We start from the raw sequence: 23,342 nt of genomic DNA, 5'->3' as shown, positions 1-23,342 counted from the left end.
GAAATGCTGATCCCTCGTAGGGTCAAGCACCGCAAGCAGCACCACCCCAAGCGCCGTGGTATGGCGAAGGGTGGCACTGAGGTCGCATTCGGCGAGTACGGCATCCAGGCGCTGACCCCGGCCTACGTGACGAACCGCCAGATCGAGGCTGCTCGTATCGCGATGACCCGCCACATCAAGCGTGGCGGCAAGGTCTGGATCAACATCTACCCGGACCGCCCCCTGACGAAGAAGCCTGCCGAGACCCGCATGGGTTCCGGTAAGGGTTCTCCCGAGTGGTGGATCGCGAACGTGCACCCGGGCCGGGTCATGTTCGAGCTGTCCTACCCGAACGAGAAGATTGCTCGTGAGGCGCTCACCCGCGCTGCTCACAAGCTTCCGATGAAGTGCCGGATTGTTCGGCGCGAGGCAGGTGAGTCGTGATGGCGGCCGGTACCAAGGCGACCGAGCTGCGCGAGCTCAACGACGAGGACCTCGTCGCGAAGCTCCGTGAGGCCAAGGAAGAACTGTTCAACCTCCGCTTCCAGGCGGCGACCGGACAGCTCGAGAACCACGGCCGGCTCAAGTCCGTCCGTAAGGACATCGCCCGGATCTACACCCTGATGCGCGAGCGCGAGCTGGGCATCGAGACGGTGGAGAGCGCCTGATGAGCGAGAAGAATGTGACTGAGACGACTGAGCAGCGCGGATTCCGCAAGACCCGTGAGGGTCTCGTCGTCAGCGACAAGATGGACAAGACTGTCGTCGTCGCTGTCGAGGATCGCGTCAAGCACGCCCTGTACGGCAAGGTCATCCGCCGTACGAACAAGCTCAAGGCTCACGACGAGTCCAACGCCGCCGGCGTCGGCGACCGCGTCCTCATCATGGAGACGCGTCCGCTGTCGGCGAGCAAGCGCTGGCGCATCGTCGAGATCCTCGAGAAGGCCAAGTAGGCAATTCCCGCAAGGGAATTCCGATAGACACGCCTTAGAGGGGTTTCCTTCTAAGTAGTTCCGCCAGGCTCGGCAGGGGCTTCAGCGATGAAGCCCCTGCCGGGAACCGGCAGACGATCAGGAGATAGACGTGATCCAGCAGGAGTCGCGACTGCGCGTCGCCGACAACACGGGTGCGAAGGAAATTCTCACCATCCGTGTTCTCGGTGGCTCGGGTCGCCGCTACGCGGGCATCGGCGACGTCATCGTCGCCACCGTCAAGGACGCGATCCCCGGCGGCAACGTGAAGAAGGGTGACGTCGTCAAGGCTGTCATCGTTCGCACCGTCAAGGAGCGCCGCCGCCAGGACGGCTCGTACATCCGCTTCGACGAGAACGCCGCTGTCATTCTCAAGAACGACGGCGACCCTCGTGGCACCCGTATCTTCGGCCCGGTGGGCCGTGAGCTGCGCGAGAAGAAGTTCATGAAGATCATCTCGCTCGCGCCGGAGGTGCTGTAAGCATGAAGATCAAGAAGGGCGACCTGGTTCAGGTCATCACCGGTAAGGACAAGGGCAAGCAGGGCAAGGTCATCGTGGCCTTCCCCCGCGAGAACCGCGTCCTCGTCGAGGGTGTCAACCGGGTCAAGAAGCACACCAAGGCCGGTCAGACCGCTCGCGGTTCGCAGACCGGTGGCATCGTGACGACCGAGGCCCCGGTCCACGTCAGCAACGTGCAGCTGGTTGTTGAGAAGGACGGCAAGAAGGTCGTTACTCGCGTCGGCTACCGCTTTGACGACGAGGGCAACAAGATCCGCGTTGCCAAGCGGACTGGTGAGGACATCTGATGACTACCACCACCGCGCCGCGTCTGAAGCTGCGCTACCGCGAGGAGATCGCGGGCAAGCTGCGTGAGGAGTTCTCGTACGAGAACGTCATGCAGATCCCCGGTCTCGTCAAGATCGTGGTCAACATGGGTGTGGGCGACGCCGCCCGCGACTCCAAGCTGATCGACGGCGCGATTCGCGACCTCACCACGATCACCGGCCAGAAGCCGGCCGTCACCAAGGCCCGGAAGTCCATCGCGCAGTTCAAGCTGCGCGAGGGTCAGCCGATCGGCTGCCACGTCACCCTCCGCGGTGACCGCATGTGGGAGTTCCTGGACCGTACGCTGTCGCTCGCGCTGCCGCGTATCCGTGACTTCCGTGGTCTGTCGCCGAAGCAGTTCGACGGCCGTGGCAACTACACGTTCGGTCTCACGGAGCAGGTCATGTTCCACGAGATCGACCAGGACAAGATCGACCGGGTCCGGGGCATGGACATCACCGTGGTCACCACGGCGACCAACGACGACGAGGGTCGTGCCCTCCTTCGTCACCTCGGCTTCCCGTTCAAGGAGAACTGACCGTGGCGAAGAAGGCCCTGATCGCTAAGGCGGCCCGCAAGCCGAAGTTCGCTGTGCGCGCGTACACGCGTTGCCAGCGCTGCGGCCGGCCGCACTCCGTCTACCGCAAGTTCGGCCTGTGCCGCGTGTGCCTTCGTGAGATGGCTCACCGTGGCGAGCTGCCGGGCGTGACCAAGAGCTCCTGGTAGTCCAGTACTGCCCTTCGGGCGTACGGATTTCCAGAGGCTCTCGGTAAGTATCTGGTCGGCAGGAGCCCGACACCGCATGCCGTAGGCTTGCGGGGTTGGGCGCCTGCCGCCCTGACCGACTTACTACGCCGTAGGTCCCCGCACCGCACCCGTCCCGCCACTGAGTGGGGAGAGGGATGGCGCATACAGGAAACCCCGGCGAGAGAGGCCGAAGGCCAATTCATGACCATGACTGATCCGATCGCGGACATGCTGACTCGTCTGCGTAACGCGAACTCGGCGTACCACGACACCGTGGCTATGCCGCACAGCAAGATCAAGTCGCACATCGCGGAGATCCTCCAGCAGGAGGGCTTCATCACCGGCTGGAAGGTCGAGGACGCCGAGGTCGGCAAGTCCCTCGTCCTCGAGCTGAAGTTCGGCCCGAACCGTGAGCGCTCCATCGCGGGCATCAAGCGGATTTCGAAGCCGGGTCTGCGCGTGTACGCGAAGTCCACCAACCTGCCGAAGGTTCTCGGCGGCCTGGGCGTGGCGATCATCTCCACGTCCCACGGTCTCCTGACCGGCCAGCAGGCAGGCAAGAAGGGCGTAGGTGGGGAAGTCCTCGCCTACGTCTGGTAGTCGGGAACGGAGGAAAAGCTAATGTCGCGAATCGGCAAGCTCCCCATCCAGGTTCCCGCCGGTGTGGACGTCACCATCGATGGCCGCACGGTCGCGGTGAAGGGCCCCAAGGGTTCCCTCACGCACACCGTCGCCGCGCCGATCGAGGTCACCAAGGGTGAGGACGGCGTGCTCAGCGTCACCCGCCCGAACGACGAGCGTCAGAACAAGGCCCTCCACGGCCTGTCCCGCACGCTGGTGGCGAACATGATCACCGGCGTGACCACGGGTTACACCAAGGCGCTCGAGATCAGCGGTGTCGGTTACCGCGTCCAGGCGAAGGGCTCCAACCTGGAGTTCGCCCTGGGCTACAGCCACCCGATCGTCGTTGAGGCCCCCGAGGGCATCACCTTCAAGGTCGAGTCGCCCACGAAGCTCAGCGTCGAGGGCATCGACAAGCAGAAGGTCGGCGAGGTCGCCGCTAACATCCGCAAGCTGCGGAAGCCCGACCCGTACAAGGCCAAGGGCGTCAAGTACGCCGGCGAGGTTATCCGCCGCAAGGTTGGAAAGGCGGGTAAGTAAGCCATGGCATACGGTGTAAAGATCGCCAAGGGTGACGCGTACAAGCGCGCTGCCATCAAGCGCCGCCACATCCGCGTCCGCAAGCACGTCTCCGGTACGCCGGAGCGTCCTCGCCTGGTCGTGACGCGCTCCAACCGCAACATCGTTGCTCAGGTCATCGACGACATCGCGGGCCACACGCTCGCGTCGGCGTCGACCCTGGACGCCTCGATCCGCGGTGGCGAGGCCGACAAGAGCGCCCAGGCCCAGCAGGTCGGCGCGCTTGTCGCCGAGCGTGCCAAGGCTGCCGGCGTCGAGGCCGTCGTGTTCGACCGTGGTGGCAACAGGTACGCCGGGCGCATTGCCGCTCTGGCTGACGCCGCCCGCGAAGCCGGGCTGAAGTTCTAAGCCCCGGTTCCGGGACTAACGGACGTAACAGAGAGAGGTAAATCCAATGGCTGGACCCCAGCGCCGCGGAAGCGGTGCCGGTGGCGGCGAGCGGCGGGACCGGAAGGGTCGCGACGGTGGCGCTGCCGCCGAGAAGACCGCTTACGTTGAGCGCGTTGTCGCGATCAACCGTGTCGCCAAGGTTGTCAAGGGTGGTCGCCGCTTTAGCTTCACCGCGCTGGTCGTGGTGGGCGACGGTGACGGCACTGTAGGCGTCGGATACGGCAAGGCCAAGGAAGTTCCCGCGGCCATTGCCAAGGGCGTTGAAGAGGCCAAGAAGAGCTTCTTCAAGGTTCCGCGCATCCAGGGCACCATCCCTCACCCGATTCAGGGCGAGAAGGCTGCGGGCGTCGTCCTGCTCAAGCCGGCTTCCCCCGGTACCGGCGTTATCGCCGGTGGCCCGGTGCGTGCCGTGCTCGAGTGCGCCGGCGTTCACGACATCCTGTCGAAGTCGCTCGGCTCGTCGAACCCCATCAACATCGTCCACGCGACTGTGACGGCCCTCAAGGGCCTGCAGCGTCCCGAGGAGATCGCGGCTCGCCGTGGTCTGCCCCTCGAGGACGTGGCCCCCGCGGCCCTGCTCCGTGCGCGTGCGGGAGCGGGTGCGTAATGGCCCGTCTCCAGATCACGCAGACGAAGTCGTACATCGGCAGCAAGCAGAACCACCGCGACACCCTGCGTTCGCTCGGGCTCAAGCGCCTGAACGACGTGGTTGTCAAGGAGGACCGCCCCGAGTTCCGCGGAATGGTTCACACCGTCCGCCACCTCGTGACGGTTGAGGAGGTCGACTGACATGGCGGAGAACAACCCGCTGAAGGTCCACAACCTCCGGCCCGCCCCGGGCGCCAAGACCGCCAAGACCCGTGTGGGTCGTGGTGAGGCGTCCAAGGGTAAGACCGCAGGTCGTGGTACCAAGGGCACCAAGGCCCGTTACCAGGTTCCGGAGCGCTTCGAGGGCGGGCAGATGCCCCTCCACATGCGTCTCCCGAAGCTCAAGGGCTTCAAGAACCCGTTCCGCACCGAGTACCAGGTCGTGAACCTGGACAAGCTCGCCGAGCTCTACCCGCAGGGTGGAGAGGTCACGGTGGCCGACCTGGTCGCCAAGGGTGCGGTGCGTAAGAACCAGCTCGTCAAGGTGCTCGGCGCCGGCGAGGTCTCCGTGGCGCTGACGGTGACGGTTGACGCCGCTTCCGCCTCCGCCAAGGAGAAGATCGCTGCCGCTGGCGGCACCGTCACCGAGCTCGTCTGAGAGACGAGCCCGATGGCTTGAACACCGACCGGGGATGCCTCCCAAAAGGGGCATCCCCGGTTGGTCGTTCCAAGGGGGGCATGGTCGCCGGTATGGTGGCGTGCACCGTTAACTTCCGTGCGGTGCGCCCGCACGGCTTTTGACTGCTTGTATTTGTGTACTAGTCGCAACTCGTTGTTCCGTCGGATTCGTCGATCCTCAATACCGTCACCTCTGACGCAGTAGCGCGGGGGTCGCAGGAGGCACCGTGCTCACCGCGTTCGCCCGGGCGTTCAAGACGCCCGACCTGCGCAAGAAGCTGCTCTTCACACTGGGCATCATCGTGCTGTACCGGCTCGGGGCCCATGTTCCGGTTCCAGGCGTCAACTACAAGAACGTTCAGACCTGTGTCGACCAGGCGCAGACGGGCGGGCTCTTCGGGCTCGTCAACCTGTTCAGCGGTGGCGCCCTGCTGCAGATCACGATCTTCGCGCTCGGCATCATGCCGTACATCACGGCGAGCATCATCCTGCAGCTGCTGACCGTGGTCATCCCGCGACTGGAGGCCCTCAAGAAGGAGGGACAGTCCGGTACGGCCAAGATCACGCAGTACACGCGTTATCTGACGGTCGCCCTGGCCGTGCTGCAGGGCACCGGCCTCGTGGCCACCGCCCGCAACGGCGCGATCTTCCAGGGCTGCCCTGTCGCCGGCCAGATCGTCCCCGACAAGTCGATCTTCGTGACGATCACCATGGTGATCACGATGACCGCGGGCACCGCGGCCGTCATGTGGCTCGGTGAGCTCGTCACCGACCGCGGCATCGGCAACGGCATGTCGATCCTGATGTTCATCTCGATCGCCGCCGGCTTCCCGGGCGCGCTGTGGGCCATCAAGAAGTCCGGAGAACTGGCCGACGGCTGGATCGAGTTCGGCATCGTGATCCTGGTCGGCTTCGCCATGGTGGGGCTCGTGGTCTTCGTCGAGCAGGCGCAGCGCAGGATCCCCGTCCAGTACGCGAAGCGCATGATCGGCCGCAAGTCCTACGGCGGTACGTCCACGTACATCCCGCTCAAGGTGAACCAGGCCGGTGTGATCCCGGTCATCTTCGCCTCGTCCCTGCTCTACATCCCCATGCTGATCGTCCAGTTCAGCGGTGGCGGGGCGAACTCCAGCTGGGGCACGTGGATTCAGGCGAACTTCGTGGACGGCAAGCCCATCTACATCGCCACGTACTTCCTGTTGATCGTGTTCTTCGCCTTCTTCTATGTGGCGATCTCGTTCAACCCCGAGGAAGTCGCCGACAACATGAAGAAGTATGGTGGCTTCATCCCGGGTATCCGGGCAGGTCGGCCTACCGCCGAGTACCTGAGCTACGTGCTCAACCGGATCACGTGGCCGGGCTCGCTGTATCTGGGTCTGATCGCTCTTGTGCCGACGATGGCGTTGGCGGGCTTCGGCGCGAACGCGGACTTCCCCTTCGGTGGAACAAGCATCCTGATCATCGTGGGTGTGGGTCTGGAGACCGTGAAGCAGATCGAGAGCCAGCTCCAGCAGCGCAATTACGAAGGGTTCCTCCGCTGATGCGAATCGTCCTCGTCGGGCCGCCCGGTGCGGGCAAGGGAACGCAGGCCGCGTTCCTTGCCAAGAACCTGCAGATCCCGCACATCTCCACGGGCGACCTCTTCCGCGCCAACATCAGCCAGGGCACGGAGCTGGGCAAGCAGGCGAAGGCGTTCATGGACGCCGGCAACCTGGTGCCGGACGAGGTCACCATCGGGATGGCCAAGGACCGCATGGCCCAGGCCGACGCCGAGGGCGGGTTCCTGCTGGACGGCTTCCCGCGGAACGTGTCGCAGGCCGTGGCGCTCGACGAGTCCCTGAAGGCCGAGGGACAGCAGCTCGACGGCGTGCTGGACCTGGAAGTCCCCGAGGACGAGGTCGTCAAGCGCATCGCGGGCCGCCGTACCTGCCGCAAGGACTCCAGCCACGTCTTCCACGTGACGTACAGCCCGCCCGAGCAGGACGGCGTATGCGACGTCTGTGGCGGCGAGCTGTACCAGCGCGGCGACGACACCGAGGAAACGGTGCGCCGCCGGCTGGAGGTCTACCACAGCGAGACCGAGCCGATCATCGACCACTACAAGGCTCAGGGCCTGGTGGTCACCATCTCCGCGCTGGGCAAGGTCGAAGAAGTGACCAAGCGCGCGATGGAAGCCCTGAAGAAGTCCTCCGCCGAGGGCTGATCGAGCAAGCAGTACGACGGTTGCGGCCGCGGTGTCCGAGAGGCGCCGCGGCCGTACTGTTGAGCGCACAAGCGCGTGGTACGCAGTACGTGGTAGGCAGTGACAGCGAAGGTGGAAGGCACACACATGGTGGAGATCAAGACCCCGGGGCAGATCGCGAAGATGCGCGAGGCGGGGCTGGTCGTCGCCGCCGTCCACGCGGCCACCCGGGAGGCGGCCGTTCCGGGCGCCACCACCAGGGATCTGGACGAGGTGTCCCGCAAGGTGCTCGCCGAGCACGGCGCGAAGTCGAACTTCCTCGGGTACGGCGGCTTCCCCGCCACCATCTGCACCTCGGTCAACGAGGTCGTCGTCCACGGCATCCCGGACGAGAAGACGGTCCTGAAGGACGGCGACATCATCTCGATCGACGCCGGCGCGATCGTCGACGGCTGGCACGGCGACGCGGCGTACACCGCCTTCGTCGGCACCGGGCACGCGCCCGAGCTGATCGAGCTCTCCCGGGTGACCGAGGAGTCGATGTGGGCCGGCCTCGCCGCGATGAAGCTGGGCAACCGGCTGGTCGACATCTCCAAGGCGATCGAGTCGTACATCCGCCGCCAGCCGCGTCCGGCGACCGGCAAGTACGGGATCATCGAGGACTACGGCGGCCACGGCATCGGCTCCGAGATGCACATGGACCCGCACCTGCTGAACTACGTCACGCGCAAGCGCGGCAAGGGCCCGAAGCTGGTCCCCGGCTTCTGCCTGGCGATCGAGCCGATGGTGAGCCTCGGCACGGCGCAGACGGATGTCCTGGAGGACAACTGGACCGTCGTCACCACCGACGGCACCTGGTCCTCGCACTGGGAGCACTCGGTCGCGCTGACGGAGGAGGGACCGCTGGTCCTGACCGCCGTCGACGGCGGCAAGGCGAAGCTGGCGGAGTACGGGATCACGGCGGCCCCCGATCCGCTGGGCTGAGCCGAGCCGCCCGAACAGCGTAATGATCTTGACTGTTGGGCACACTTGCCGGATTCGTCTTTTCCGGGTGCCTGACGTAGACTGACTCGTCGGCTCGCGTGTACCCGTATGCCTGCATACGGGCTCGTGAGTCGATCAAGGTAGCCGATTCGAAGGGCGAAGCGTGGCCAAGAAGCAAGGTGCCATCGAAATCGAGGGCACCGTGATCGAGTCCCTCCCGAACGCAATGTTCAAGGTGGAACTTCAGAACGGTCACAAAGTCCTAGCGCACATCAGCGGCAAGATGCGTATGCACTACATCCGCATCCTCCCGGATGACCGGGTCGTGGTGGAGCTGTCTCCGTACGACCTGACGCGTGGCCGGATCGTCTACCGGTACAAGTAGATCTTGCCCGCGCCCCGTGTCTCACGGGGTGGTGGCACTGACCCGGAGAACCTCACATCCCATGAAGGTCAAGCCGAGCGTCAAGAAGATCTGCGACAAGTGCAAGGTGATCCGCCGTCACGGCCGGGTCATGGTCATCTGCGACAACCTGCGCCACAAGCAGCGCCAGGGCTGACGCACGACCCCCTGCATCTCGCAGAACTTCGCGCGACGCACGTAAGAAACGTAATTACGCAGAACCCAGTACCCACGGGTGCTGACACCTCCGGCGGAGGCCGGGGACCTGGAACGTACCGCTCTCTTGAGATGAGAGGGGTCGGCGGCCACGGAACGGTTCTGCGGAAGACCTCCGAGCAAACAGGAGCCATGCATGGCACGCCTTGAAGGCGTTGACCTCCCGCGCGAAAAGCGTATCGAGGTCGCCCTTACCTACGTCTTCGGCATCGGTCGCACCCGTGCCAAGGAGACCCTCGCCGCCACCGGCGTGAACCCCGACACGCGCGTTCGCGACCTCGGCGAGGAAGACCTCGTCAAGATCCGCGAGTACGTCGACGTGAACTTCAAGACCGAGGGTGACCTCCGTCGCGAGGTGCAGGCCGACATCCGCCGCAAGGTCGAGATCGGCTGCTACCAGGGTCTGCGTCACCGTCGCGGCCTGCCGGTCCACGGTCAGCGCACCAGCACCAACGCTCGTACCCGCAAGGGTCCGCGTCGCGCCATCGCCGGTAAGAAGAAGCCGGGCAAGAAGTAGTCCTCAGCCGGACGCTCATCAGCGGTCTTCGCTGTAGGACCGACCACCTCCCGTAGGAGATATAGATGCCCCCCAAGGGTCGTCAGGGCGCCGCCAAGAAGGTGCGCCGCAAGGAAAAGAAGAACGTCGCTCACGGGCACGCCCACATCAAGAGCACGTTCAACAACACGATCGTCTCGATCACCGACCCCACGGGCAACGTGATCTCCTGGGCCTCCGCCGGCCACGTCGGCTTCAAGGGCTCGCGCAAGTCCACCCCCTTCGCCGCGCAGATGGCCGCCGAGTCGGCCGCCCGCCGCGCGCAGGAGCACGGCATGCGCAAGGTCGACGTCTTCGTCAAGGGTCCCGGCTCCGGCCGTGAGACCGCGATCCGCTCCCTCCAGGCCACCGGCCTCGAGGTCGGCTCGATCCAGGACGTCACCCCCACCCCGCACAACGGATGCCGGCCGCCCAAGCGTCGCCGCGTCTGATTCAGGTTGTTGCAGTGCGTGACGAGTGAAGACCGACCTTCACTCCGACCGCGTTGTACTCGGGCGGTACGGTCCTTCGGGCCGTGCCGCCCGTACCCTTGTAGTAGTTGGCATCAAATAGTGGGTGCCAAGACTGGAGGCATTTCTCATGCTTATCGCTCAGCGTCCGTCGCTGACCGAAGAGGTCGTCGACGAGTACCGCTCGCGGTTCGTGATCGAGCCCCTCGAGCCGGGCTTCGGTTACACCCTCGGTAACTCCCTTCGCCGTACGCTCCTCTCCTCGATCCCCGGTGCCGCTGTCACCAGCATCCGGATCGACGGCGTCTTGCACGAGTTCACCACCGTGCCGGGTGTCAAGGAGGACGTCACCGACCTCATCCTGAACATCAAGCAGCTGGTGGTTTCCAGCGAGCACGACGAGCCCGTCGTGATGTACCTGCGCAAGCAGGGCCCGGGCCTGGTCACCGCCGCTGACATCGCCCCGCCGGCCGGCGTCGAGGTGCACAACCCCGACCTGGTGCTCGCCACGCTCAACGGCAAGGGCAAGCTGGAGATGGAGCTGACCGTCGAGCGCGGTCGCGGCTACGTCTCCGCCGTCCAGAACAAGCAGGTGGGCCAGGAGATCGGCCGTATCCCGGTCGACTCCATCTACTCGCCGGTGCTCAAGGTCACGTACAAGGTCGAGGCGACCCGTGTCGAGCAGCGCACCGACTTCGACAAGCTGATCGTCGACGTCGAGACCAAGCAGGCCATGCGCCCGCGCGACGCCATGGCGTCCGCCGGTAAGACCCTGGTCGAGCTGTTCGGTCTGGCGCGCGAGCTCAACATCGACGCCGAGGGCATCGACATGGGCCCGTCCCCCACGGACGCCGCCCTCGCCGCCGACCTGGCGCTGCCGATCGAGGAGCTCGAGCTCACCGTTCGTTCGTACAACTGCCTCAAGCGTGAGGGCATCCACTCCGTGGGTGAGCTCGTGGCGCGCTCCGAGGCCGACCTGCTCGACATCCGCAACTTCGGTGCGAAGTCGATCGACGAGGTCAAGGCGAAGCTGGCCGGCATGGGCCTGGCCCTCAAGGACAGCCCGCCCGGATTCGACCCGACCGCCGCCGCCGACGCCTTCGGCGCCGACGACGACGCGGACGCCGGTTTCGTCGAGACCGAGCAGTACTAGAAACTTCCGGCGGGCAGCAGCTCGCCGGTAACTGACACCGGTACCTGATACGGCCGGTGCAGACACGAGGAGAAACACCATGCCGCGTCCCGCAAAGGGTGCCCGTCTGGGCGGCAGCGCCGCGCACGAGCGTCTGCTTCTCGCCAACCTGGCGAAGTCGCTGTTCGAGCACGGCCGCATCACGACGACCGAGGCCAAGGCCCGCCGCCTGCGCCCCGTCGCCGAGCGTCTGGTCACCAAGGCGAAGAAGGGCGACATCCACAACCGTCGCCTGGTGCTGCAGACGATCACGGACAAGAGCGTCGTTCACACGCTCTTCACCGAGATCGCCCCGCGGTACGAGAACCGCCCCGGTGGTTACACCCGCATCACGAAGATCGGCAACCGTCGTGGCGACAACGCCCCGATGGCGGTCATCGAGCTGGTCGAGGCCCTGACCGTGGCCCAGGAGGCCACCGGTGAGGCCGAGGCCGCGACGAAGCGCGCGGTGAAGGAAGACGCAGCCAAGAAGGACGAGGCTGCTCAGGACGACGCTCCGGCCGCCGAGGCTGCCGAGGGCGAGTCCAAGGACGCCTGAGCGTTCTGACTCCACTGGGCGGGCCCGCATCACCCTTCGGGGCGGTGCGGGCCCGCTCCGTTTTGCTGCTTTGAGAGGATGCGCTGGTGAGCGAGGACATTGAGGGTGCGGCGCCGGGGTTCGTGCGGGTCCGGCTGGATCTCTCGTACGACGGCAAGGACTTCTCCGGCTGGGCGAAGCAGACCGAGCGGCGCACGGTCCAGGGCGAGCTGGAGAGCGCGCTGCGGACCGTGACGCGGTCCTCGCGGACGTACGAGCTGACGGTCGCCGGGCGTACGGACTCGGGCGTGCACGCGCGCGGCCAGGTCGCGCACGTCGATCTGCCCGAGGACGTCTGGGCCGAGCACCACGACAAGCTGCTGCGGCGGCTCGCGGGGCGGCTGCCGCACGACGTACGGGTCTGGAAGGTCGCCGAGGCCCCCGCCGGGTTCAACGCCCGGTTCGCGGCCGTCTGGCGGCGGTACGCGTACCGCGTGACGGACGACCCGGGGGGCGTCGACCCGCTGCTGCGCGGGCATGTCCTGTGGCACGACTGGCCGTTGGACGTCGATGCCATGAACCGGGCGGCCGAGCGGCTGGTCGGCGAGCACGACTTCGCGGCGTACTGCAAGAGGCGCGAGGGCGCGACGACCATCCGCACCCTCCAGCAGCTGAGCTGGGAGCGCGGGGCGGACGGGATCATCACCGCGACCGTGCGCGCCGACGCCTTCTGCCACAACATGGTGCGCTCGCTGGTCGGCGCGATGCTGTTCGTCGGTGACGGGCACCGGGACGCGGACTGGCCGGGGAAGGTGCTGGCCGCGGGCGTACGGGACTCGTCGGTCCATGTCGTACGCCCGCACGGCCTCACCCTGGAGGAAGTCGGCTACCCCGCCGACGCGTTGCTGGCGGAGCGGGCCCGGCAGGCCCGCGCCATGCGGACCCTGCCCGGCTCAGGAGCCGGCGGCGGCTGCTGCTGACGCCTGGACCTTGCCGCGCTGGTGGATCTGGCGGAACGTGAACTCCGCCAGGTCGTCGCCGGCCGTGTAGACGCCCTTGTCGGTCGTGACGACGTTCCTGCCGCTGGTGAAGCCGCCCACCGTGAAGTAGGCGTAGCGGCCGTAGGCGTTGGTGGTCTTGCGGCAGATCGCGCCGGCCCGGCAGAAGGTCGGGACGCCGGCGCCGGGGAGGGAGGCGAGGCCGCCGCTCGCCTGCTCCTTGGCCTTAGACGCCTGGGCGGCGGTGTCGAAGACGGCCACGCCGACGGTGACGGCGACGCCGTTCGTGGAGTACGTGGCGCGGATGAGCTGGTCGCAGCCGTTGCTGGTCAGTACGGCGCCCAGCGCGCCCTGGGCGCCGGCGGAGCAGGTGGTCGTGCTGTTCGTGGCGCCCTTGGCGTACGCGCGGTCGCCGAACTTCAGCTTCTTGCCGGGGAAGAGGGAGTCGGCGCTCAGCGGCAGCTTGTCCTTCTGCGCGCTGGAGATGAAGTCCCTCGGGTTCGGCGGGGGCGGCGGTGCCTGGGACGAGAACGAGGGGCCCGGCTGCGCGGACCCGGTCGGCAGCGTCTCGGGGGTCGGCAGCCCGCTCGCGGAGGTGGTGGTGCCGTTGCCCGGGTCGTTGCTGTTCGTGGTGACGACGGCGGTGGCGACGATGGCGCCGACCACGGCGGTCGCCAGTACGCCGCCGCCGATGTACATCCAGCGCCTGCGGCGGGCGCGGGCGGCGGAGGCGTCGGCGAGCGCCGCCCAGTCCGGTGTGTCGGACGTCGAGTGTGTTCCGTACGGATCCTGAGGGCTCTGCTGTCCCTCGGGGCCACCCCAGGAGGGCCCCCCTTGCCCAAAGCTCATGCCGCGCATCCTAATCCGGTTGGGTGATGCGGCGGACGGCGGCGAGAATGCGGTGCATGGGACATCTTGAGGCCGCACACGTCGAGTACTACCTGCCGGACGGGCGGCCGTTGCTCGGCGACGTCTCCTTCCGGGTGGGCGAGGGCGCCGTCGTGGCCCTGGTCGGGCCCAACGGGGCGGGCAAGACGACCCTGCTGCGCCTGATCTCCCGGGAGCTCCAGCCGCACGGCGGGACGGTCACGGTGAGCGGCGGTCTCGGGGTGATGGGCCAGTTCGTGGGGTCCGTACAGGACGAGCGGACGGTGCGGGACCTGCTGGTCTCGGTGTCCCCGGACCGGATCCGGGCCGCGGCCGCCGCCGTCGACCGGGCCGAGCACGGTCTCCTGACCGTGGACGACGAGAAGGCGCAGATGGCCTACGCGCAGGCGCTGTCCGACTGGGCGGAGGTCGGCGGGTACGACGCCGAGACCGTCTGGGACATGTGCTCCATGGCGGCGCTGGGGATCGGGTACGACAAGGCGCAGTTCCGCGAGGTGCGCACGCTGAGCGGCGGTGAGCAGAAGCGGCTCGTGCTGGAGGCGCTGCTGCGGGGGCCCGACGAGGTGCTGCTGCTGGACGAGCCGGACAACTATCTGGACGTGCCGGGCAAGCGGTGGCTGGAGGAGCGGCTGAAGGAGACCCGCAAGACGGTCTTCTTCGTCTCCCACGACCGCGAGCTCCTCTCCCGGGCCGCCGAGAAGATCGTGAGCCTGGAGCCGGGGCCGACCGGCGCCGACGCGTGGGTGCACGGCGCCGGGTTCGCCACCTTCCACGAGGCGCGGGCCGAGCGGTTCGCGCGCTTCGAGGAGCTCCTGCGCCGGTGGGAGGAGGAGCGCGCGCGGCTGAAGGCGCTGGTGCTGCGGCTGCGCGGGCAGGCCGCGAGCAGCCCCGACATGGCTTCGCGGTACCGGGCCATGCGGACGCGGTTCGAGAAGTTCGAGGAGGCGGGGCCCCCGCCGGAGCCGCCGCGCAAGCAGGACATCCGGATGCGGCTGCGGGGCGGGCGCACCGGCGTGCGGGCCGTGGTGTGCGAGGGGCTGGAGCTCACCGGGCTGATGAAGCCGTTCGACCTGGAGGTGTACTACGGGGAGCGGGTCGCCGTGCTCGGGTCGAACGGCTCCGGCAAGTCGCACTTCCTGCGGCTGCTCGCGGGGGAGGACGTCCGGCACACGGGGGAGTGGAAGCTGGGCGCGCGGGTGGTGGCCGGGCACTTCGCGCAGACGCACGCGCATCCCGAGCTGGTCGGGCGCACGCTCGTCGACATCCTGTGGTCCGAGCACTCCAAGGACCGGGGCGGAGCCATGGGCGCCCTGCGGCGGTACGAGCTGGAGCGCCAGGGGGACCAGGCGTTCGACCGGCTGTCGGGCGGGCAGCAGGCCCGGTTCCAGATCCTGCTGATGGAGCTGGAGGGGACGACCGCGCTGCTGCTGGACGAGCCGACGGACAACCTCGACCTGGAGTCCGCCGAGGCGCTCCAGGAGGGGCTGGACGCGTACGACGGGACGGTCCTCGCCGTCACCCACGACCGGTGGTTCGCGAAGTCCTTCGACCGGTACCTGGTCTTCGGGTCGGACGGGGTCGTACGGGAGACGGCGGAGCCGGTGTGGGACGAGCGCCGGGTGGACCGGGCGAGGTAGGCGGCCGGATGGCCCGAGGGGGGTACCGGCGGGCCCCCGCCGGGCCGTTTTGACCCGTACGGGGGCAGGCGGGTAAGCTTCCAGTTCGTTATGCGTATTGGCTTGGTCGTTCTCACGCGAGGGGCCCTTACGCCGGTCCACAGGGCCGATGACCAGCGGCAGGCAGACGGGTTGCGTCCCCGAATGCGGCCAAGGCTGTCGTGATCGTCCCAGTGGCCTTGTCAGGACCCACTCACTGAAGAAGCGAAGGCTACGACCGTGCGTACGTACAGCCCCAAGCCCGGCGATGTCACGCGCCAGTGGCACATCATCGACGCGCAGGACATCGTCCTGGGCCGTCTGGCGACGACTGCCGCCAACCTCCTGCGGGGCAAGCACAAGGCGATTTACGCCCCGCACATGGACATGGGTGACTTCGTCATCATTGTCAACGCCGACAAGGTTCACCTGTCCGGCAACAAGAAGACCCAGAAGATGGCGTACCGCCACTCCGGTTTCCCGGGCGGTCTCCGTTCGGTGCGCTACGACGAGCTCCTGGCGAAGAACCCCGAGAAGGCCGTCGAGAAGGCCATCAAGGGCATGATCCCCAAGAACACCCTGGGGCGTCAGATGCTTTCCAAGCTGAAGGTCTACGCAGGTCCCGAGCACCCGCACGCTGCCCAGCAGCCGGTGCCGTTCGAGATCACCCAGGTCGCGCAGTAGTTCCGGCCACACCCCCTAAGAACGAAAGAAATCTGAGGAGAATCGTGGCCGAGACCACTGTTGAGACGCCCGTCGAGGGTTCCGAGGCCGAAGAGACCTTCGCCGAGGTGACCACCTTCGAGTCCGAGGTTCCCGTCGAGGGCGAGTACACCAGCGAGTCCCTCGCGGGCCGCTTCGGTGACCCGCAGCCGGCGGCCGGCCTGGGCCGTCGCAAGAACGCCATCGCCCGCGTCCGGATCGTTCCGGGCACCGGCAAGTGGAAGATCAACGGGCGTACGCTCGAGGACTACTTCCCGAACAAGGTCCACCAGCAGGAAGTCAACGAGCCCTTCAAGGTGCTCGAGCTCGACGGCCGCTACGACGTCATCGCCCGCATCGCGGGTGGCGGTGTCTCCGGTCAGGCCGGTGCGCTCCGTCTCGGTGTCGCCCGCGCGCTGAACGAGGCCGACGTGGACAACAACCGCGCCACGCTGAAGAAGGCCGGCTTCCTCTCCCGCGACGACCGTGCGGTCGAGCGCAAGAAGGCCGGTCTCAAGAAGGCCCGTAAGGCACCGCAGTACAGCAAGCGCTAATCCGCCTGCTCGCCTGCATCAGACGTTCGCCCCGGCGGCACCTCGTGTGCTGCCGGGGCGTTCGTTTATCGCTTTGTAGCCACCTTGCATTTTCGGAGCATTTTCGGAGGACACCAGTGGGACGACTCTTCGGCACTGACGGTGTGCGCGGCGTCGCCAACGCGGACCTGACGGCCGAGCTGGCGCTCGGTCTGTCGGTCGCTGCGGCGCATGTGCTCGCCGAGGCGGGCACCTTTGAGGGGCATCGGCCGACCGCCGTGGTCGGACGCGACCCGCGTGCGTCGGGGGAGTTTCTGGAGGCCGCCGTCGTGGCGGGTCTGGCCAGCGCGGGCGTCGACGTGCGGCGGGTGGGCGTACTGCCCACGCCCGCGGTCGCGTACCTGACCGGGGCGCTCGGGGCCGATCTCGGCGTCATGCTCTCCGCGAGCCACAACGCCATGCCGGACAACGGTGTCAAGTTCTTCGCGCGCGGCGGGCACAAGCTGGCCGACGAGCTGGAGCACCGGATCGAGGCCGTGTACGAGCAGCACCGCACCGGAGAGCCCTGGGCGCGGCCGACCGGCGCGGGCGTCGGCCGGGTCACCGACTACGACGCGGGCTTCGACCGGTACATCGCCCACCTGATCGGTGTCCTGCCGAACCGGCTCGACGGGATCAAGGTCGTCCTCGACGAGGCGCACGGCGCCGCCTCGCGCGTCTCCCCCGAGGCCTTCGCCCGGGCCGGCGCCGAGATCGTCACGATCGGCGCCGACCCGGACGGGCTGAACATCAACGACGGGTGCGGCTCCACGCATCTGGAGATGCTCCAGGCCGCCGTCGTCGAGCACGGCGCCGATCTCGGCATCGCGCACGACGGCGACGCCGACCGGTGCCTGGCCGTGGACGCCGAGGGCCGCGAGGTCGACGGCGACCAGATCCTCGCCGTGCTCGCCCTCGCCATGCGCGAGGCCGGTCAGCTGCGCAAGAACACCGTGGTCGGCACCGTCATGTCGAACCTCGGCTTCAAACTGGCCATGGAGCGCGAGGGCATCGAGCTCGTACAGACCGCCGTCGGCGACCGGTACGTACTGGAGTCGATGAAGGCCGAGGGGTACGCGCTGGGCGGCGAGCAGTCCGGGCACGTGATCGTGCTGGACCACGCCACCACCGGCGACGGCACCCTGACCGGTCTGATGCTGGCCGCGCGGGTGGCGGCCACCGGGCGTACGCTCGCGGACCTCGCCGGGGTCATGAGCAGGCTGCCGCAGATCCTCGTCAATGTGCCGGACGTCGACAAGTCGCGCGTCACCACCTCCGCCGAGCTGGCGACGGCCGTCGCCGACGCCGAGCGCGAACTGGGCGCCACGGGCCGGGTGCTGCTGCGTCCCTCGGGGACCGAGCCGCTGGTGCGGGTCATGGTCGAGGCGGCCGACATCGAGCAGGCGAAGGCGGTCGCGGGGCGGCTCGCCGACGTGGTGAAGTCCGCGCTCGGTTAGTCCGCGCTCGGTTAGTCCGCGCCCGGTTGGTCCGCCCTCGGCTGGTGCGCGCCTCTCAGGCGCTGTCGCGTACGGTGCGCTCGCGCTGCCTGGCCCAGAAGAACTTCTGGGCGAGCAGCGTGAGCGTACCGGCGACGACGATGCCGAGCAGGTTCAGCAGGAGCTGCTCGGAGGAGCCCCAGGTCTGGCCCACGTCGCCGTAGCTCAGCGCCACCGCCGCGTTGGCCGCGGCCGGGACCGTCGTCACCGAGATGGCCACCCCCACGAGGGCGCCGGACTTCGCCGACGTGAGGGACAGCATCCCGGCGGCGCCGGCCAGTACCGCCACGACGAACGAGAACCAGTCGGGGGCGTAGACGAAGCCGGTGTTCGGGCGCTCGGCGTCCAGTTTCGCCTCGGTGAACAGGCCCGTCGCGTCCATGAAGAGGCTGAAGACGACGGTGACCGCCATGGCCACCGCGAAGCCCACGATCAGCGCGGTGAACGAGCGCCACGCCAGCTTCGGCGCGCGCCGCACCAGCGCCGTGCAGAAGCCGGCCAGCGGGCCGAACTCCGGACCCACCGCCATGGCGCCCACGATCAGGATCGCGTTGTCGAGCACCACTCCGCAGGCCGCGATCATCGTCGCCAGCGACAGGAACGCGATGTAGGTGACGGAGAGCGTCGACTCCTCGTGGGTCGCGTCCGTCAGCTGCTCCCACAGCACCGCGTCCGCGCCCTCGCCCGGCGCTGCCTTCTCCGCCCGGTCGGCGCGCTCGGACAGCGACAGGTCGATGTTCTCGACGGCGATCGAACCGCACTCGTCGATGCCGAGGGCGCGCAGGGCGGAGATGAGGTCGTCGCCTGCCTCGCGCGCCACGTCGCACATCACGAGGTCGCCCGCCGGGTCGCGGGCCGCCCCGGGGACCACGGCGAGGTGCGTCGTGCCGGTCGTGCGCTCCACCGTTCTCACGACCTCGTCGGTGCGGTCGGCGGGGACGATCAGGCGCAGGTGCAGCACGGGGCGTACTCCTCAGAGTTTGCGGAGCGACAGGCGCTGGACCTTGTGGTCGGGGCCCTTGCGCACCACCAGCGTGGCGCGGCCGCGCGTGGGCGCCACGTTCTCCAGCAGGTTGGGCTTGTTGATGGTCCGCCACATCGTACGGGCGTACTCCAGGGCCTCCTCCTCGGAGACCTGGGTGTACTTCCTGAAGTACGACGAGGGGTCCTGGAACGCCGTCGCGCGCAGCTTGCGGAAGCGGCCCAGGTACCAGCTCTCGATGTCCTCGGCGCGGGCGTCGACGTACACGCTGAAGTCGAAGTAGTCGGCGAGACCGACGCGGGTGCGGCCGTCCTTGCCGGGCAGCGCGGGCTGCAGGACGTTCAGGCCCTCGACGATCAGGATGTCCGGGCGGCGGATCGTGAGGCGCTCGCCCGGCACGATGTCGTAGATCAGGTGGGAGTAGACGGGCGCCGTGACCTCGTCCTTGCCGGCCTTGATGTCGGCGACGAAGCGGGTGAGGGCGCGCCGGTCGTACGACTCGGGGAAGCCCTTGCGGCCCGTCAGGCCGCGCCGCTTCAGCTCCTCCATGGGGTAGAGGAAGCCGTCGGTGGTCAGCAGCTCCACGCGCGGGTGCTCCGGCCAGCGGGCCAGCAGCGCCTGGAGGAGGCGGGCGACGGTCGACTTGCCCACGGCGACGCTGCCGGCGACCCCTATGACGAAGGGGGTGCCGCGCTGGGAGCCGTGGCCGTCGCCGCCGTCGCCCAGGAAGGTGTTCAAGGCGCCGCGCAGACCGGAGGTCGCCTGCACGTACAGGTTGAGCAGGCGGGACAGCGGGAGGTAGACGTCCCGCACCTCGTCGAGGTCGATGACGTCGCCCAGGCCGCGCAGCTGTTCGAGCTCCTCCGCCGTGAGGGGCAGTGGGGTCTTCTCGCGCAGCGCGCTCCACTCCGCCCTGGTGAGGTCCAGGTACGGCGAGGCGTCAGGCCGACGCGGGGAGCTTCGTGGCGGCGAAGTGATCACATCAACATTGTCGGGTCTGGGGGGACGTCGTGGGTGGTGTGCTCGGTCACGTGGGGGCGTCGGCCGTAGGGTGCGGACATGTGCGGAATCGTGGGGTACGTCGGCGGGCAGTCGGCGCTTGATGTTGTCGTCGCGGGACTGAAGCGGCTGGAGTACCGGGGTTACGACTCGGCGGGTGTGGCCGTCCTCGCCGACGGCGGGCTGGCCGCGGCGAAGAAGGCGGGCAAGCTCGTCAACCTGGAGAAGGAGCTCGTGGGGCGGCCGCTGCCGGCCGGAGCCACGGGCATCGGACACACCCGGTGGGCCACCCACGGCGGTCCCACCGACACCAACGCGCACCCGCACCTGGACAACGCGGGACGCGTCGCCGTCGTGCACAACGGGATCATCGAGAACTTCGCCGAGCTGCGGGCCGAGCTGGCCGAGCGCGGCCACGCGCTGGTGTCGGAGACCGACACGGAGGTGGTGGCGCACCTGCTCGCCGAGTCCTTCTCCTCGTGCGGGGACCTGGCGGAGTCGATGCGGCTGGTGTGCCGGCGGCTCGACGGTGCGTTCACGCTGGTCGCCGTGCACGCGGACGAGCCCGACGTGGTGGTGGGGGCGCGGCGGAACTCGCCGCTGGTGGTGGGCCTCGGCGAGGGGGAGGCATTCCTCGCCTCCGACGTCGCCGCCTTCATCGCGTACACGCGCTCGGCGATCGAGCTGGGGCAGGACCAGGTGGTCGAACTGCGGCGGGACGGCGACGGCGGCGGGGCGGCCGGGGTGTCGGTGGCGGTCACCGACTTCCACGGCGCCCCCGGCGAGGCGCGGTCGTACCACATCGACTGGGACTCCTCCGCCGCCGAGAAGGGCGGCTACGACTACTTCATGCTGAAGGAGATCGCCGAGCAGCCGAAGGCGGTCGCCGACACGCTGCTGGGGCGGATCGATCCGGCCGGGTCCCTGACGCTGGACGAGGTGCGGATCCCCGACTCCGTGCTGCGGGAGATCGACAAGATCGTGGTGGTGGCGTGCGGCACCGCCTTCCACGCCGGCATGATCGCGAAGCTGGCCATCGAGCACTGGACGCGCATTCCCTGCGAGACGGAGCTGGCGAGCGAGTTCCGCTACCGCGACCCGATCCTGGACGACCGGACGCTGGTGATCGCGATCTCGCAGTCCGGCGAGACCATGGACACGCTGATGGCGCTGCGGCACGCGCGGGAGCAGGGCGCGAAGGTGCTGGCCGTGTGCAACACCAACGGTTCGACCATTCCGCGCGAGTCGGACGCGGTGCTCTACACGCACGCAGGCCCGGAAGTCGCCGTCGCCTCCACCAAGGCGTTCCTCACGCAGCTGATCGCCTGCTATCTCGTCGCGCTGTACCTGGCGCAGGTGCGCGGGTCGAAGTGGGGCGACGAGGTACGGGACGTCGTACGCGAACTGTCGGCCATCTCGGACGGGGTGGAGCGGGTCCTGGAGACCATGGAGCCGGTACGGGAGCTGGCCCGGTCGCTGGCGGACAAGAACACGGTGCTGTTCCTGGGCCGGCACGTGGGGTACCCGGTGGCCCTGGAAGGGGCGCTCAAGCTGAAGGAGCTCGCGTACATGCATGCGGAGGGGTTCGCCGCGGGCGAGCTCAAGCACGGGCCCATCGCGCTCATCGACAAGGACCTGCCGGTGGTGGTGATCGTGCCGTCGCCCCGCGGGCGGTCCGTCCTGCACGACAAGATCGTGTCGAACATCCAGGAGATCCGGGCCCGGGGGGCGCGGACCATCGTGATCGCGGAGGAGGGCGACGAGGCGGTCGTCCCGTACGCCGACCACCTGATCCGGATCCCGGCCACGCCGGTGCTCCTCCAGCCGCTGGTGTCCACCGTGCCGCTCCAGGTCTTCGCGTGCGAGCTGGCCACGGCCCGGGGCAACGAGGTCGACCAGCCCCGGAACCTGGCGAAGTCCGTGACGGTGGAGTGAGCGAATGATCATCGGGGTGGGAATCGACGTCGCCGAGATCGAGCGCTTCGGGGCGTCGATGGAGCGCACGCCGCAGATGGCGCGCCGGCTGTTCCTGGACAGCGAGCTGTACCTGCCGAGCGGCGACCGGCGCGGCATGGCCTCGCTCGCCGCGCGGTTCGCCGCGAAGGAGGCCCTGGCGAAGGCGCTGGGCGCGCCGGCCGGGCTGCACTGGACGGACGCGGAGGTGTACGTCGAGGACAGCGGCCGGCCGCGGCTGCGGGTGAGCGGGACCGTGCTGGCCCGGGCGGAGGCGCTCGGGGTGCGGTCCTGGCACGTGTCGCTGAGTCATGACGCGGGGGTCGCCTCCGCGGTCGTCATTGCCGAAGGGTGAGGTGGAGCAGCCGATGCGTGCCGCGTATGGCGTGGAGACCGTCCGGACCGCCGAGCGGGAGCTGATGGCCCGGCTCCCCGAGGGCGCTCTCATGCAGCGGGCCGCGGCCGGACTCGCCGTGGTGTGCGCGGGGCTGCTGGGGCGGGTGTACGGCTCACGGGTCGTGCTGCTGGTCGGCAGCGGGGACAACGGCGGCGACGCGCTGTACGCGGGCGCGCGGCTGGCCCGGCGCGGCGCGGGCGTCTCGGCGGTGCTGCTGGACGCCGGGCGGGTGCACGCGGGCGGCCTCGCGGCGCTGCGGGCGGCCGGGGGCCGGGTCGCCGGTGACGCCCTCGGGGTGCTCGCGCGGGCCGACCTCGTGGTCGACGGGATCACCGGGATCGGCGGCCGGGGCGGCCTGCGGGACGCCGCCGTTCCGCTGGCACGGGCCGCGCGGGACTCGGGGGCGGTCGTCGTCGCCGTGGACCTGCCGAGCGGGGTGGAGGCGGACAGCGGGGAGGTCCGCGGGGAGTGCGTGCGGGCCGACGCGACTGTGACGTTCGGCACGTACAAGCCCGGGCTGCTGATCGATCCCGCCCGGGAGTACGTGGGTGCCGTGCGGCTGGTCGAGCTGGGGCTCGACCTCGGGACGGCCGAGGCCGACGTCGAGGCCCTCCAGCACGCGGACGTGGCCGCGCTGCTGCCGGTCCCCGGCGCGGAGAGCGACAAGTACCGGCGGGGGGTGGTGGGCGTCGTCGCGGGCTCCGGTTGAGCAGGCGTGGTTAGGTAGACCTAACCAGGTCTCGGTATCCATGTGACCACGCCCGGGCTCACCGGCGCAACATCTTGCCGCCGTCTTGTCGGAACGTACGGACGTCAGGCGCCC

32 protein-coding genes and 1 pseudogene are annotated in these 23,342 nt (G+C 68.5%); 30 read left to right on the top strand and 3 right to left on the bottom strand.

Translation table 11 applies throughout. The features are described 5' to 3' along the window. Positions 1 to 3 precede the first annotated feature (3 nt). The 23 genes from rplP to truA all read left to right on the top strand — a co-directional run bounded on the left by rplP (position 4) and on the right by truA (position 12,857). Positions 4 to 423 (top strand): 50S ribosomal protein L16, encoded by a 420-nt coding sequence (gene rplP, locus E2E34_RS09070; protein ID WP_028812370.1) that lies wholly within the window; start codon positions 4 to 6, stop codon positions 421 to 423. Then, positions 423 to 647, top strand: coding sequence for a 50S ribosomal protein L29 (rpmC, locus tag E2E34_RS09065; protein WP_028812369.1), 225 nt, complete (start codon positions 423 to 425; stop codon positions 645 to 647). The genes rplP and rpmC overlap by 1 nt, the downstream gene beginning before the upstream one ends. Then, positions 647 to 931, top strand: a complete 285-nt coding sequence (rpsQ, locus tag E2E34_RS09060) for a 30S ribosomal protein S17 (protein ID WP_028812368.1) — start codon at positions 647 to 649, stop codon at positions 929 to 931. The genes rpmC and rpsQ overlap by 1 nt, the downstream gene beginning before the upstream one ends. A 130-nt stretch (positions 932 to 1,061) precedes the next feature. Further along, positions 1,062 to 1,430, top strand: a complete 369-nt coding sequence (rplN, locus tag E2E34_RS09055) for a 50S ribosomal protein L14 (RefSeq protein ID WP_003966950.1) — start codon at positions 1,062 to 1,064, stop codon at positions 1,428 to 1,430. Between the two features lie 2 nt (positions 1,431 to 1,432). Then, positions 1,433 to 1,756, top strand: a complete 324-nt coding sequence (gene rplX / locus E2E34_RS09050; RefSeq protein WP_028812367.1) for a 50S ribosomal protein L24 — start codon at positions 1,433 to 1,435, stop codon at positions 1,754 to 1,756. Then, positions 1,756 to 2,313: a 50S ribosomal protein L5 gene (rplE, locus tag E2E34_RS09045; protein ID WP_028812366.1), complete on the top strand. Its 558-nt coding sequence runs from the start codon at positions 1,756 to 1,758 to the stop codon at positions 2,311 to 2,313. Before rplX ends, rplE begins: the two co-directional genes overlap by 1 nt. A 2-nt stretch (positions 2,314 to 2,315) precedes the next feature. Then, positions 2,316 to 2,501 carry a type Z 30S ribosomal protein S14 gene (locus E2E34_RS09040; protein ID WP_004571834.1) on the top strand — a complete coding sequence of 62 codons (186 nt, stop codon included), beginning with the start codon at positions 2,316 to 2,318 and terminating at the stop codon, positions 2,499 to 2,501. A 222-nt stretch (positions 2,502 to 2,723) separates the two neighbouring features. Further along, entirely contained in the window at positions 2,724 to 3,122 is a 399-nt protein-coding gene (gene rpsH / locus E2E34_RS09030) for a 30S ribosomal protein S8 (RefSeq protein ID WP_028812365.1), read from the top strand. 21 nt (positions 3,123 to 3,143) lie between these two features. Further along, positions 3,144 to 3,683 (top strand): 50S ribosomal protein L6, encoded by a 540-nt coding sequence (gene rplF, locus E2E34_RS09025; protein ID WP_138894201.1) that lies wholly within the window; start codon positions 3,144 to 3,146, stop codon positions 3,681 to 3,683. 3 nt (positions 3,684 to 3,686) lie between these two features. Next, positions 3,687 to 4,070: a 50S ribosomal protein L18 gene (rplR, locus tag E2E34_RS09020; RefSeq protein WP_028812363.1), complete on the top strand. Its 384-nt coding sequence runs from the start codon at positions 3,687 to 3,689 to the stop codon at positions 4,068 to 4,070. Positions 4,071 to 4,116: 46 nt separating this feature from the next. Beyond that, positions 4,117 to 4,719 carry a 30S ribosomal protein S5 gene (rpsE, locus tag E2E34_RS09015; protein WP_028812362.1) on the top strand — a complete coding sequence of 201 codons (603 nt, stop codon included), beginning with the start codon at positions 4,117 to 4,119 and terminating at the stop codon, positions 4,717 to 4,719. Then, the gene (rpmD, locus tag E2E34_RS09010) at positions 4,719 to 4,901 is read left to right on the top strand and encodes a 50S ribosomal protein L30 (protein WP_028812361.1); all 183 of its coding nucleotides are present in this window, start codon (positions 4,719 to 4,721) and stop codon (positions 4,899 to 4,901) included. The genes rpsE and rpmD overlap by 1 nt, the downstream gene beginning before the upstream one ends. A 1-nt stretch (position 4,902) precedes the next feature. After that, a complete protein-coding gene (gene rplO / locus E2E34_RS09005; RefSeq protein ID WP_138894202.1) occupies positions 4,903 to 5,358 on the top strand; it encodes a 50S ribosomal protein L15 in 456 nt (151 codons plus the stop codon). Between the two features lie 247 nt (positions 5,359 to 5,605). Next, positions 5,606 to 6,919: a preprotein translocase subunit SecY gene (secY, locus tag E2E34_RS09000; protein WP_138901388.1), complete on the top strand. Its 1,314-nt coding sequence runs from the start codon at positions 5,606 to 5,608 to the stop codon at positions 6,917 to 6,919. Then, complete coding sequence (locus E2E34_RS08995) at positions 6,919 to 7,581, top strand: adenylate kinase (RefSeq protein WP_138901387.1); 663 nt, start codon at positions 6,919 to 6,921, stop codon at positions 7,579 to 7,581. The genes secY and E2E34_RS08995 overlap by 1 nt, the downstream gene beginning before the upstream one ends. 126 nt (positions 7,582 to 7,707) lie before the next feature. Continuing rightward, positions 7,708 to 8,544, top strand: coding sequence for a type I methionyl aminopeptidase (gene map, locus E2E34_RS08990; protein WP_138894205.1), 837 nt, complete (start codon positions 7,708 to 7,710; stop codon positions 8,542 to 8,544). Between the two features lie 163 nt (positions 8,545 to 8,707). After that, entirely contained in the window at positions 8,708 to 8,929 is a 222-nt protein-coding gene (gene infA / locus E2E34_RS08985; RefSeq protein WP_003956442.1) for a translation initiation factor IF-1, read from the top strand. A 61-nt stretch (positions 8,930 to 8,990) separates the two neighbouring features. Continuing rightward, positions 8,991 to 9,104: a 50S ribosomal protein L36 gene (gene rpmJ / locus E2E34_RS08980; RefSeq protein ID WP_003956441.1), complete on the top strand. Its 114-nt coding sequence runs from the start codon at positions 8,991 to 8,993 to the stop codon at positions 9,102 to 9,104. 195 nt (positions 9,105 to 9,299) lie between these two features. After that, positions 9,300 to 9,680, top strand: coding sequence for a 30S ribosomal protein S13 (gene rpsM, locus E2E34_RS08975; protein WP_138894206.1), 381 nt, complete (start codon positions 9,300 to 9,302; stop codon positions 9,678 to 9,680). Between the two features lie 65 nt (positions 9,681 to 9,745). Next, complete coding sequence (rpsK, locus tag E2E34_RS08970; RefSeq protein ID WP_003948617.1) at positions 9,746 to 10,150, top strand: 30S ribosomal protein S11; 405 nt, start codon at positions 9,746 to 9,748, stop codon at positions 10,148 to 10,150. Positions 10,151 to 10,298: 148 nt separating this feature from the next. Then, positions 10,299 to 11,321 (top strand): DNA-directed RNA polymerase subunit alpha, encoded by a 1,023-nt coding sequence (locus E2E34_RS08965; RefSeq protein ID WP_003956430.1) that lies wholly within the window; start codon positions 10,299 to 10,301, stop codon positions 11,319 to 11,321. Positions 11,322 to 11,400: 79 nt separating this feature from the next. Next, positions 11,401 to 11,898, top strand: a complete 498-nt coding sequence (gene rplQ / locus E2E34_RS08960) for a 50S ribosomal protein L17 (RefSeq protein ID WP_138901386.1) — start codon at positions 11,401 to 11,403, stop codon at positions 11,896 to 11,898. 86 nt (positions 11,899 to 11,984) lie between these two features. After that, on the top strand, positions 11,985 to 12,857 hold the full coding sequence (gene truA, locus E2E34_RS08955; RefSeq protein WP_138901385.1) for a tRNA pseudouridine(38-40) synthase TruA: 873 nt from the start codon (positions 11,985 to 11,987) through the stop codon (positions 12,855 to 12,857). Here truA and E2E34_RS08950 read toward each other — a convergent pair. Then, positions 12,831 to 13,724, bottom strand: a complete 894-nt coding sequence (locus E2E34_RS08950; RefSeq protein WP_138901384.1) for a hypothetical protein — start codon at positions 13,722 to 13,724, stop codon at positions 12,831 to 12,833. The genes truA and E2E34_RS08950 overlap by 27 nt on opposite strands. Before the next feature lie 47 nt (positions 13,725 to 13,771). On the opposite strand from E2E34_RS08950, the gene E2E34_RS08945 reads away from it, so the two are divergent. The 4 genes from E2E34_RS08945 to glmM all read left to right on the top strand — a co-directional run bounded on the left by E2E34_RS08945 (position 13,772) and on the right by glmM (position 18,149). Beyond that, positions 13,772 to 15,400 carry an ABC-F family ATP-binding cassette domain-containing protein gene (locus E2E34_RS08945; protein ID WP_138901383.1) on the top strand — a complete coding sequence of 543 codons (1,629 nt, stop codon included), beginning with the start codon at positions 13,772 to 13,774 and terminating at the stop codon, positions 15,398 to 15,400. 258 nt (positions 15,401 to 15,658) lie between these two features. Beyond that, the gene (gene rplM, locus E2E34_RS08940; RefSeq protein ID WP_138901382.1) at positions 15,659 to 16,102 is read left to right on the top strand and encodes a 50S ribosomal protein L13; all 444 of its coding nucleotides are present in this window, start codon (positions 15,659 to 15,661) and stop codon (positions 16,100 to 16,102) included. Between the two features lie 44 nt (positions 16,103 to 16,146). After that, the gene (gene rpsI, locus E2E34_RS08935; protein WP_028812350.1) at positions 16,147 to 16,674 is read left to right on the top strand and encodes a 30S ribosomal protein S9; all 528 of its coding nucleotides are present in this window, start codon (positions 16,147 to 16,149) and stop codon (positions 16,672 to 16,674) included. A 116-nt stretch (positions 16,675 to 16,790) separates the two neighbouring features. Beyond that, positions 16,791 to 18,149, top strand: coding sequence for a phosphoglucosamine mutase (gene glmM, locus E2E34_RS08930; protein ID WP_138901381.1), 1,359 nt, complete (start codon positions 16,791 to 16,793; stop codon positions 18,147 to 18,149). A 55-nt stretch (positions 18,150 to 18,204) separates the two neighbouring features. On the opposite strand, the gene E2E34_RS08925 is transcribed toward glmM, so the two are convergent. Further along, positions 18,205 to 19,149: a DUF389 domain-containing protein gene (locus E2E34_RS08925; RefSeq protein ID WP_138901380.1), complete on the bottom strand. Its 945-nt coding sequence runs from the start codon at positions 19,147 to 19,149 to the stop codon at positions 18,205 to 18,207. Between the two features lie 12 nt (positions 19,150 to 19,161). Beyond that, a complete protein-coding gene (coaA, locus tag E2E34_RS08920) occupies positions 19,162 to 20,151 on the bottom strand; it encodes a type I pantothenate kinase (RefSeq protein ID WP_138901379.1) in 990 nt (329 codons plus the stop codon). Between the two features lie 78 nt (positions 20,152 to 20,229). On the opposite strand from coaA, the gene glmS reads away from it, so the two are divergent. From glmS to E2E34_RS08905, 3 genes and pseudogenes are all read left to right on the top strand, one after another. Then, positions 20,230 to 22,104 carry a glutamine--fructose-6-phosphate transaminase (isomerizing) gene (gene glmS / locus E2E34_RS08915; RefSeq protein WP_138901378.1) on the top strand — a complete coding sequence of 625 codons (1,875 nt, stop codon included), beginning with the start codon at positions 20,230 to 20,232 and terminating at the stop codon, positions 22,102 to 22,104. 4 nt (positions 22,105 to 22,108) lie between these two features. Beyond that, positions 22,109 to 22,477: a holo-ACP synthase gene (locus tag E2E34_RS08910; protein ID WP_138901377.1), complete on the top strand. Its 369-nt coding sequence runs from the start codon at positions 22,109 to 22,111 to the stop codon at positions 22,475 to 22,477. Between the two features lie 13 nt (positions 22,478 to 22,490). Beyond that, positions 22,491 to 23,222, top strand: a pseudogene (locus tag E2E34_RS08905) (NAD(P)H-hydrate epimerase); the annotation flags it as partial. Positions 23,223 to 23,342 lie beyond the last annotated feature (120 nt).

Source organism: Streptomyces albidochromogenes (genome assembly GCF_005981925.1).
GTDB classification, from domain to species: Bacteria; Actinomycetota; Actinomycetes; order Streptomycetales; family Streptomycetaceae; genus Streptomyces; species Streptomyces albidochromogenes.
The sequence above is the reverse complement of the archived record's forward strand: the minus strand, read 5'-3'. Positions and strand labels throughout refer to the sequence as shown.

Coding starts and splice junctions, on each gene's coding strand:
- glmS (WP_138901378.1), top strand. CDS start 20,230: ATGTGCGGAATCGTGGGGTACGTCGGCGGGCAGTCGGCGCTTGATGTT.
- E2E34_RS08965 (WP_003956430.1), top strand. CDS start 10,299: ATGCTTATCGCTCAGCGTCCGTCGCTGACCGAAGAGGTCGTCGACGAG.
- rpsH (WP_028812365.1), top strand. CDS start 2,724: ATGACCATGACTGATCCGATCGCGGACATGCTGACTCGTCTGCGTAAC.
- rpmJ (WP_003956441.1), top strand. CDS start 8,991: ATGAAGGTCAAGCCGAGCGTCAAGAAGATCTGCGACAAGTGCAAGGTG.
- rpsE (WP_028812362.1), top strand. CDS start 4,117: ATGGCTGGACCCCAGCGCCGCGGAAGCGGTGCCGGTGGCGGCGAGCGG.
- rpmC (WP_028812369.1), top strand. CDS start 423: ATGGCGGCCGGTACCAAGGCGACCGAGCTGCGCGAGCTCAACGACGAG.
- rplF (WP_138894201.1), top strand. CDS start 3,144: ATGTCGCGAATCGGCAAGCTCCCCATCCAGGTTCCCGCCGGTGTGGAC.
- rpsM (WP_138894206.1), top strand. CDS start 9,300: ATGGCACGCCTTGAAGGCGTTGACCTCCCGCGCGAAAAGCGTATCGAG.
- map (WP_138894205.1), top strand. CDS start 7,708: ATGGTGGAGATCAAGACCCCGGGGCAGATCGCGAAGATGCGCGAGGCG.
- E2E34_RS08950 (WP_138901384.1), bottom strand. CDS start 13,724: ATGAGCTTTGGGCAAGGGGGGCCCTCCTGGGGTGGCCCCGAGGGACAG.
- rplX (WP_028812367.1), top strand. CDS start 1,433: ATGAAGATCAAGAAGGGCGACCTGGTTCAGGTCATCACCGGTAAGGAC.
- rplR (WP_028812363.1), top strand. CDS start 3,687: ATGGCATACGGTGTAAAGATCGCCAAGGGTGACGCGTACAAGCGCGCT.
- E2E34_RS08910 (WP_138901377.1), top strand. CDS start 22,109: ATGATCATCGGGGTGGGAATCGACGTCGCCGAGATCGAGCGCTTCGGG.
- E2E34_RS08945 (WP_138901383.1), top strand. CDS start 13,772: ATGCGGTGCATGGGACATCTTGAGGCCGCACACGTCGAGTACTACCTG.
- rplE (WP_028812366.1), top strand. CDS start 1,756: ATGACTACCACCACCGCGCCGCGTCTGAAGCTGCGCTACCGCGAGGAG.
- rpsQ (WP_028812368.1), top strand. CDS start 647: ATGAGCGAGAAGAATGTGACTGAGACGACTGAGCAGCGCGGATTCCGC.
- rplP (WP_028812370.1), top strand. CDS start 4: ATGCTGATCCCTCGTAGGGTCAAGCACCGCAAGCAGCACCACCCCAAG.
- rpsK (WP_003948617.1), top strand. CDS start 9,746: ATGCCCCCCAAGGGTCGTCAGGGCGCCGCCAAGAAGGTGCGCCGCAAG.
- rplO (WP_138894202.1), top strand. CDS start 4,903: ATGGCGGAGAACAACCCGCTGAAGGTCCACAACCTCCGGCCCGCCCCG.
- E2E34_RS08995 (WP_138901387.1), top strand. CDS start 6,919: ATGCGAATCGTCCTCGTCGGGCCGCCCGGTGCGGGCAAGGGAACGCAG.
- rplQ (WP_138901386.1), top strand. CDS start 11,401: ATGCCGCGTCCCGCAAAGGGTGCCCGTCTGGGCGGCAGCGCCGCGCAC.
- rpmD (WP_028812361.1), top strand. CDS start 4,719: ATGGCCCGTCTCCAGATCACGCAGACGAAGTCGTACATCGGCAGCAAG.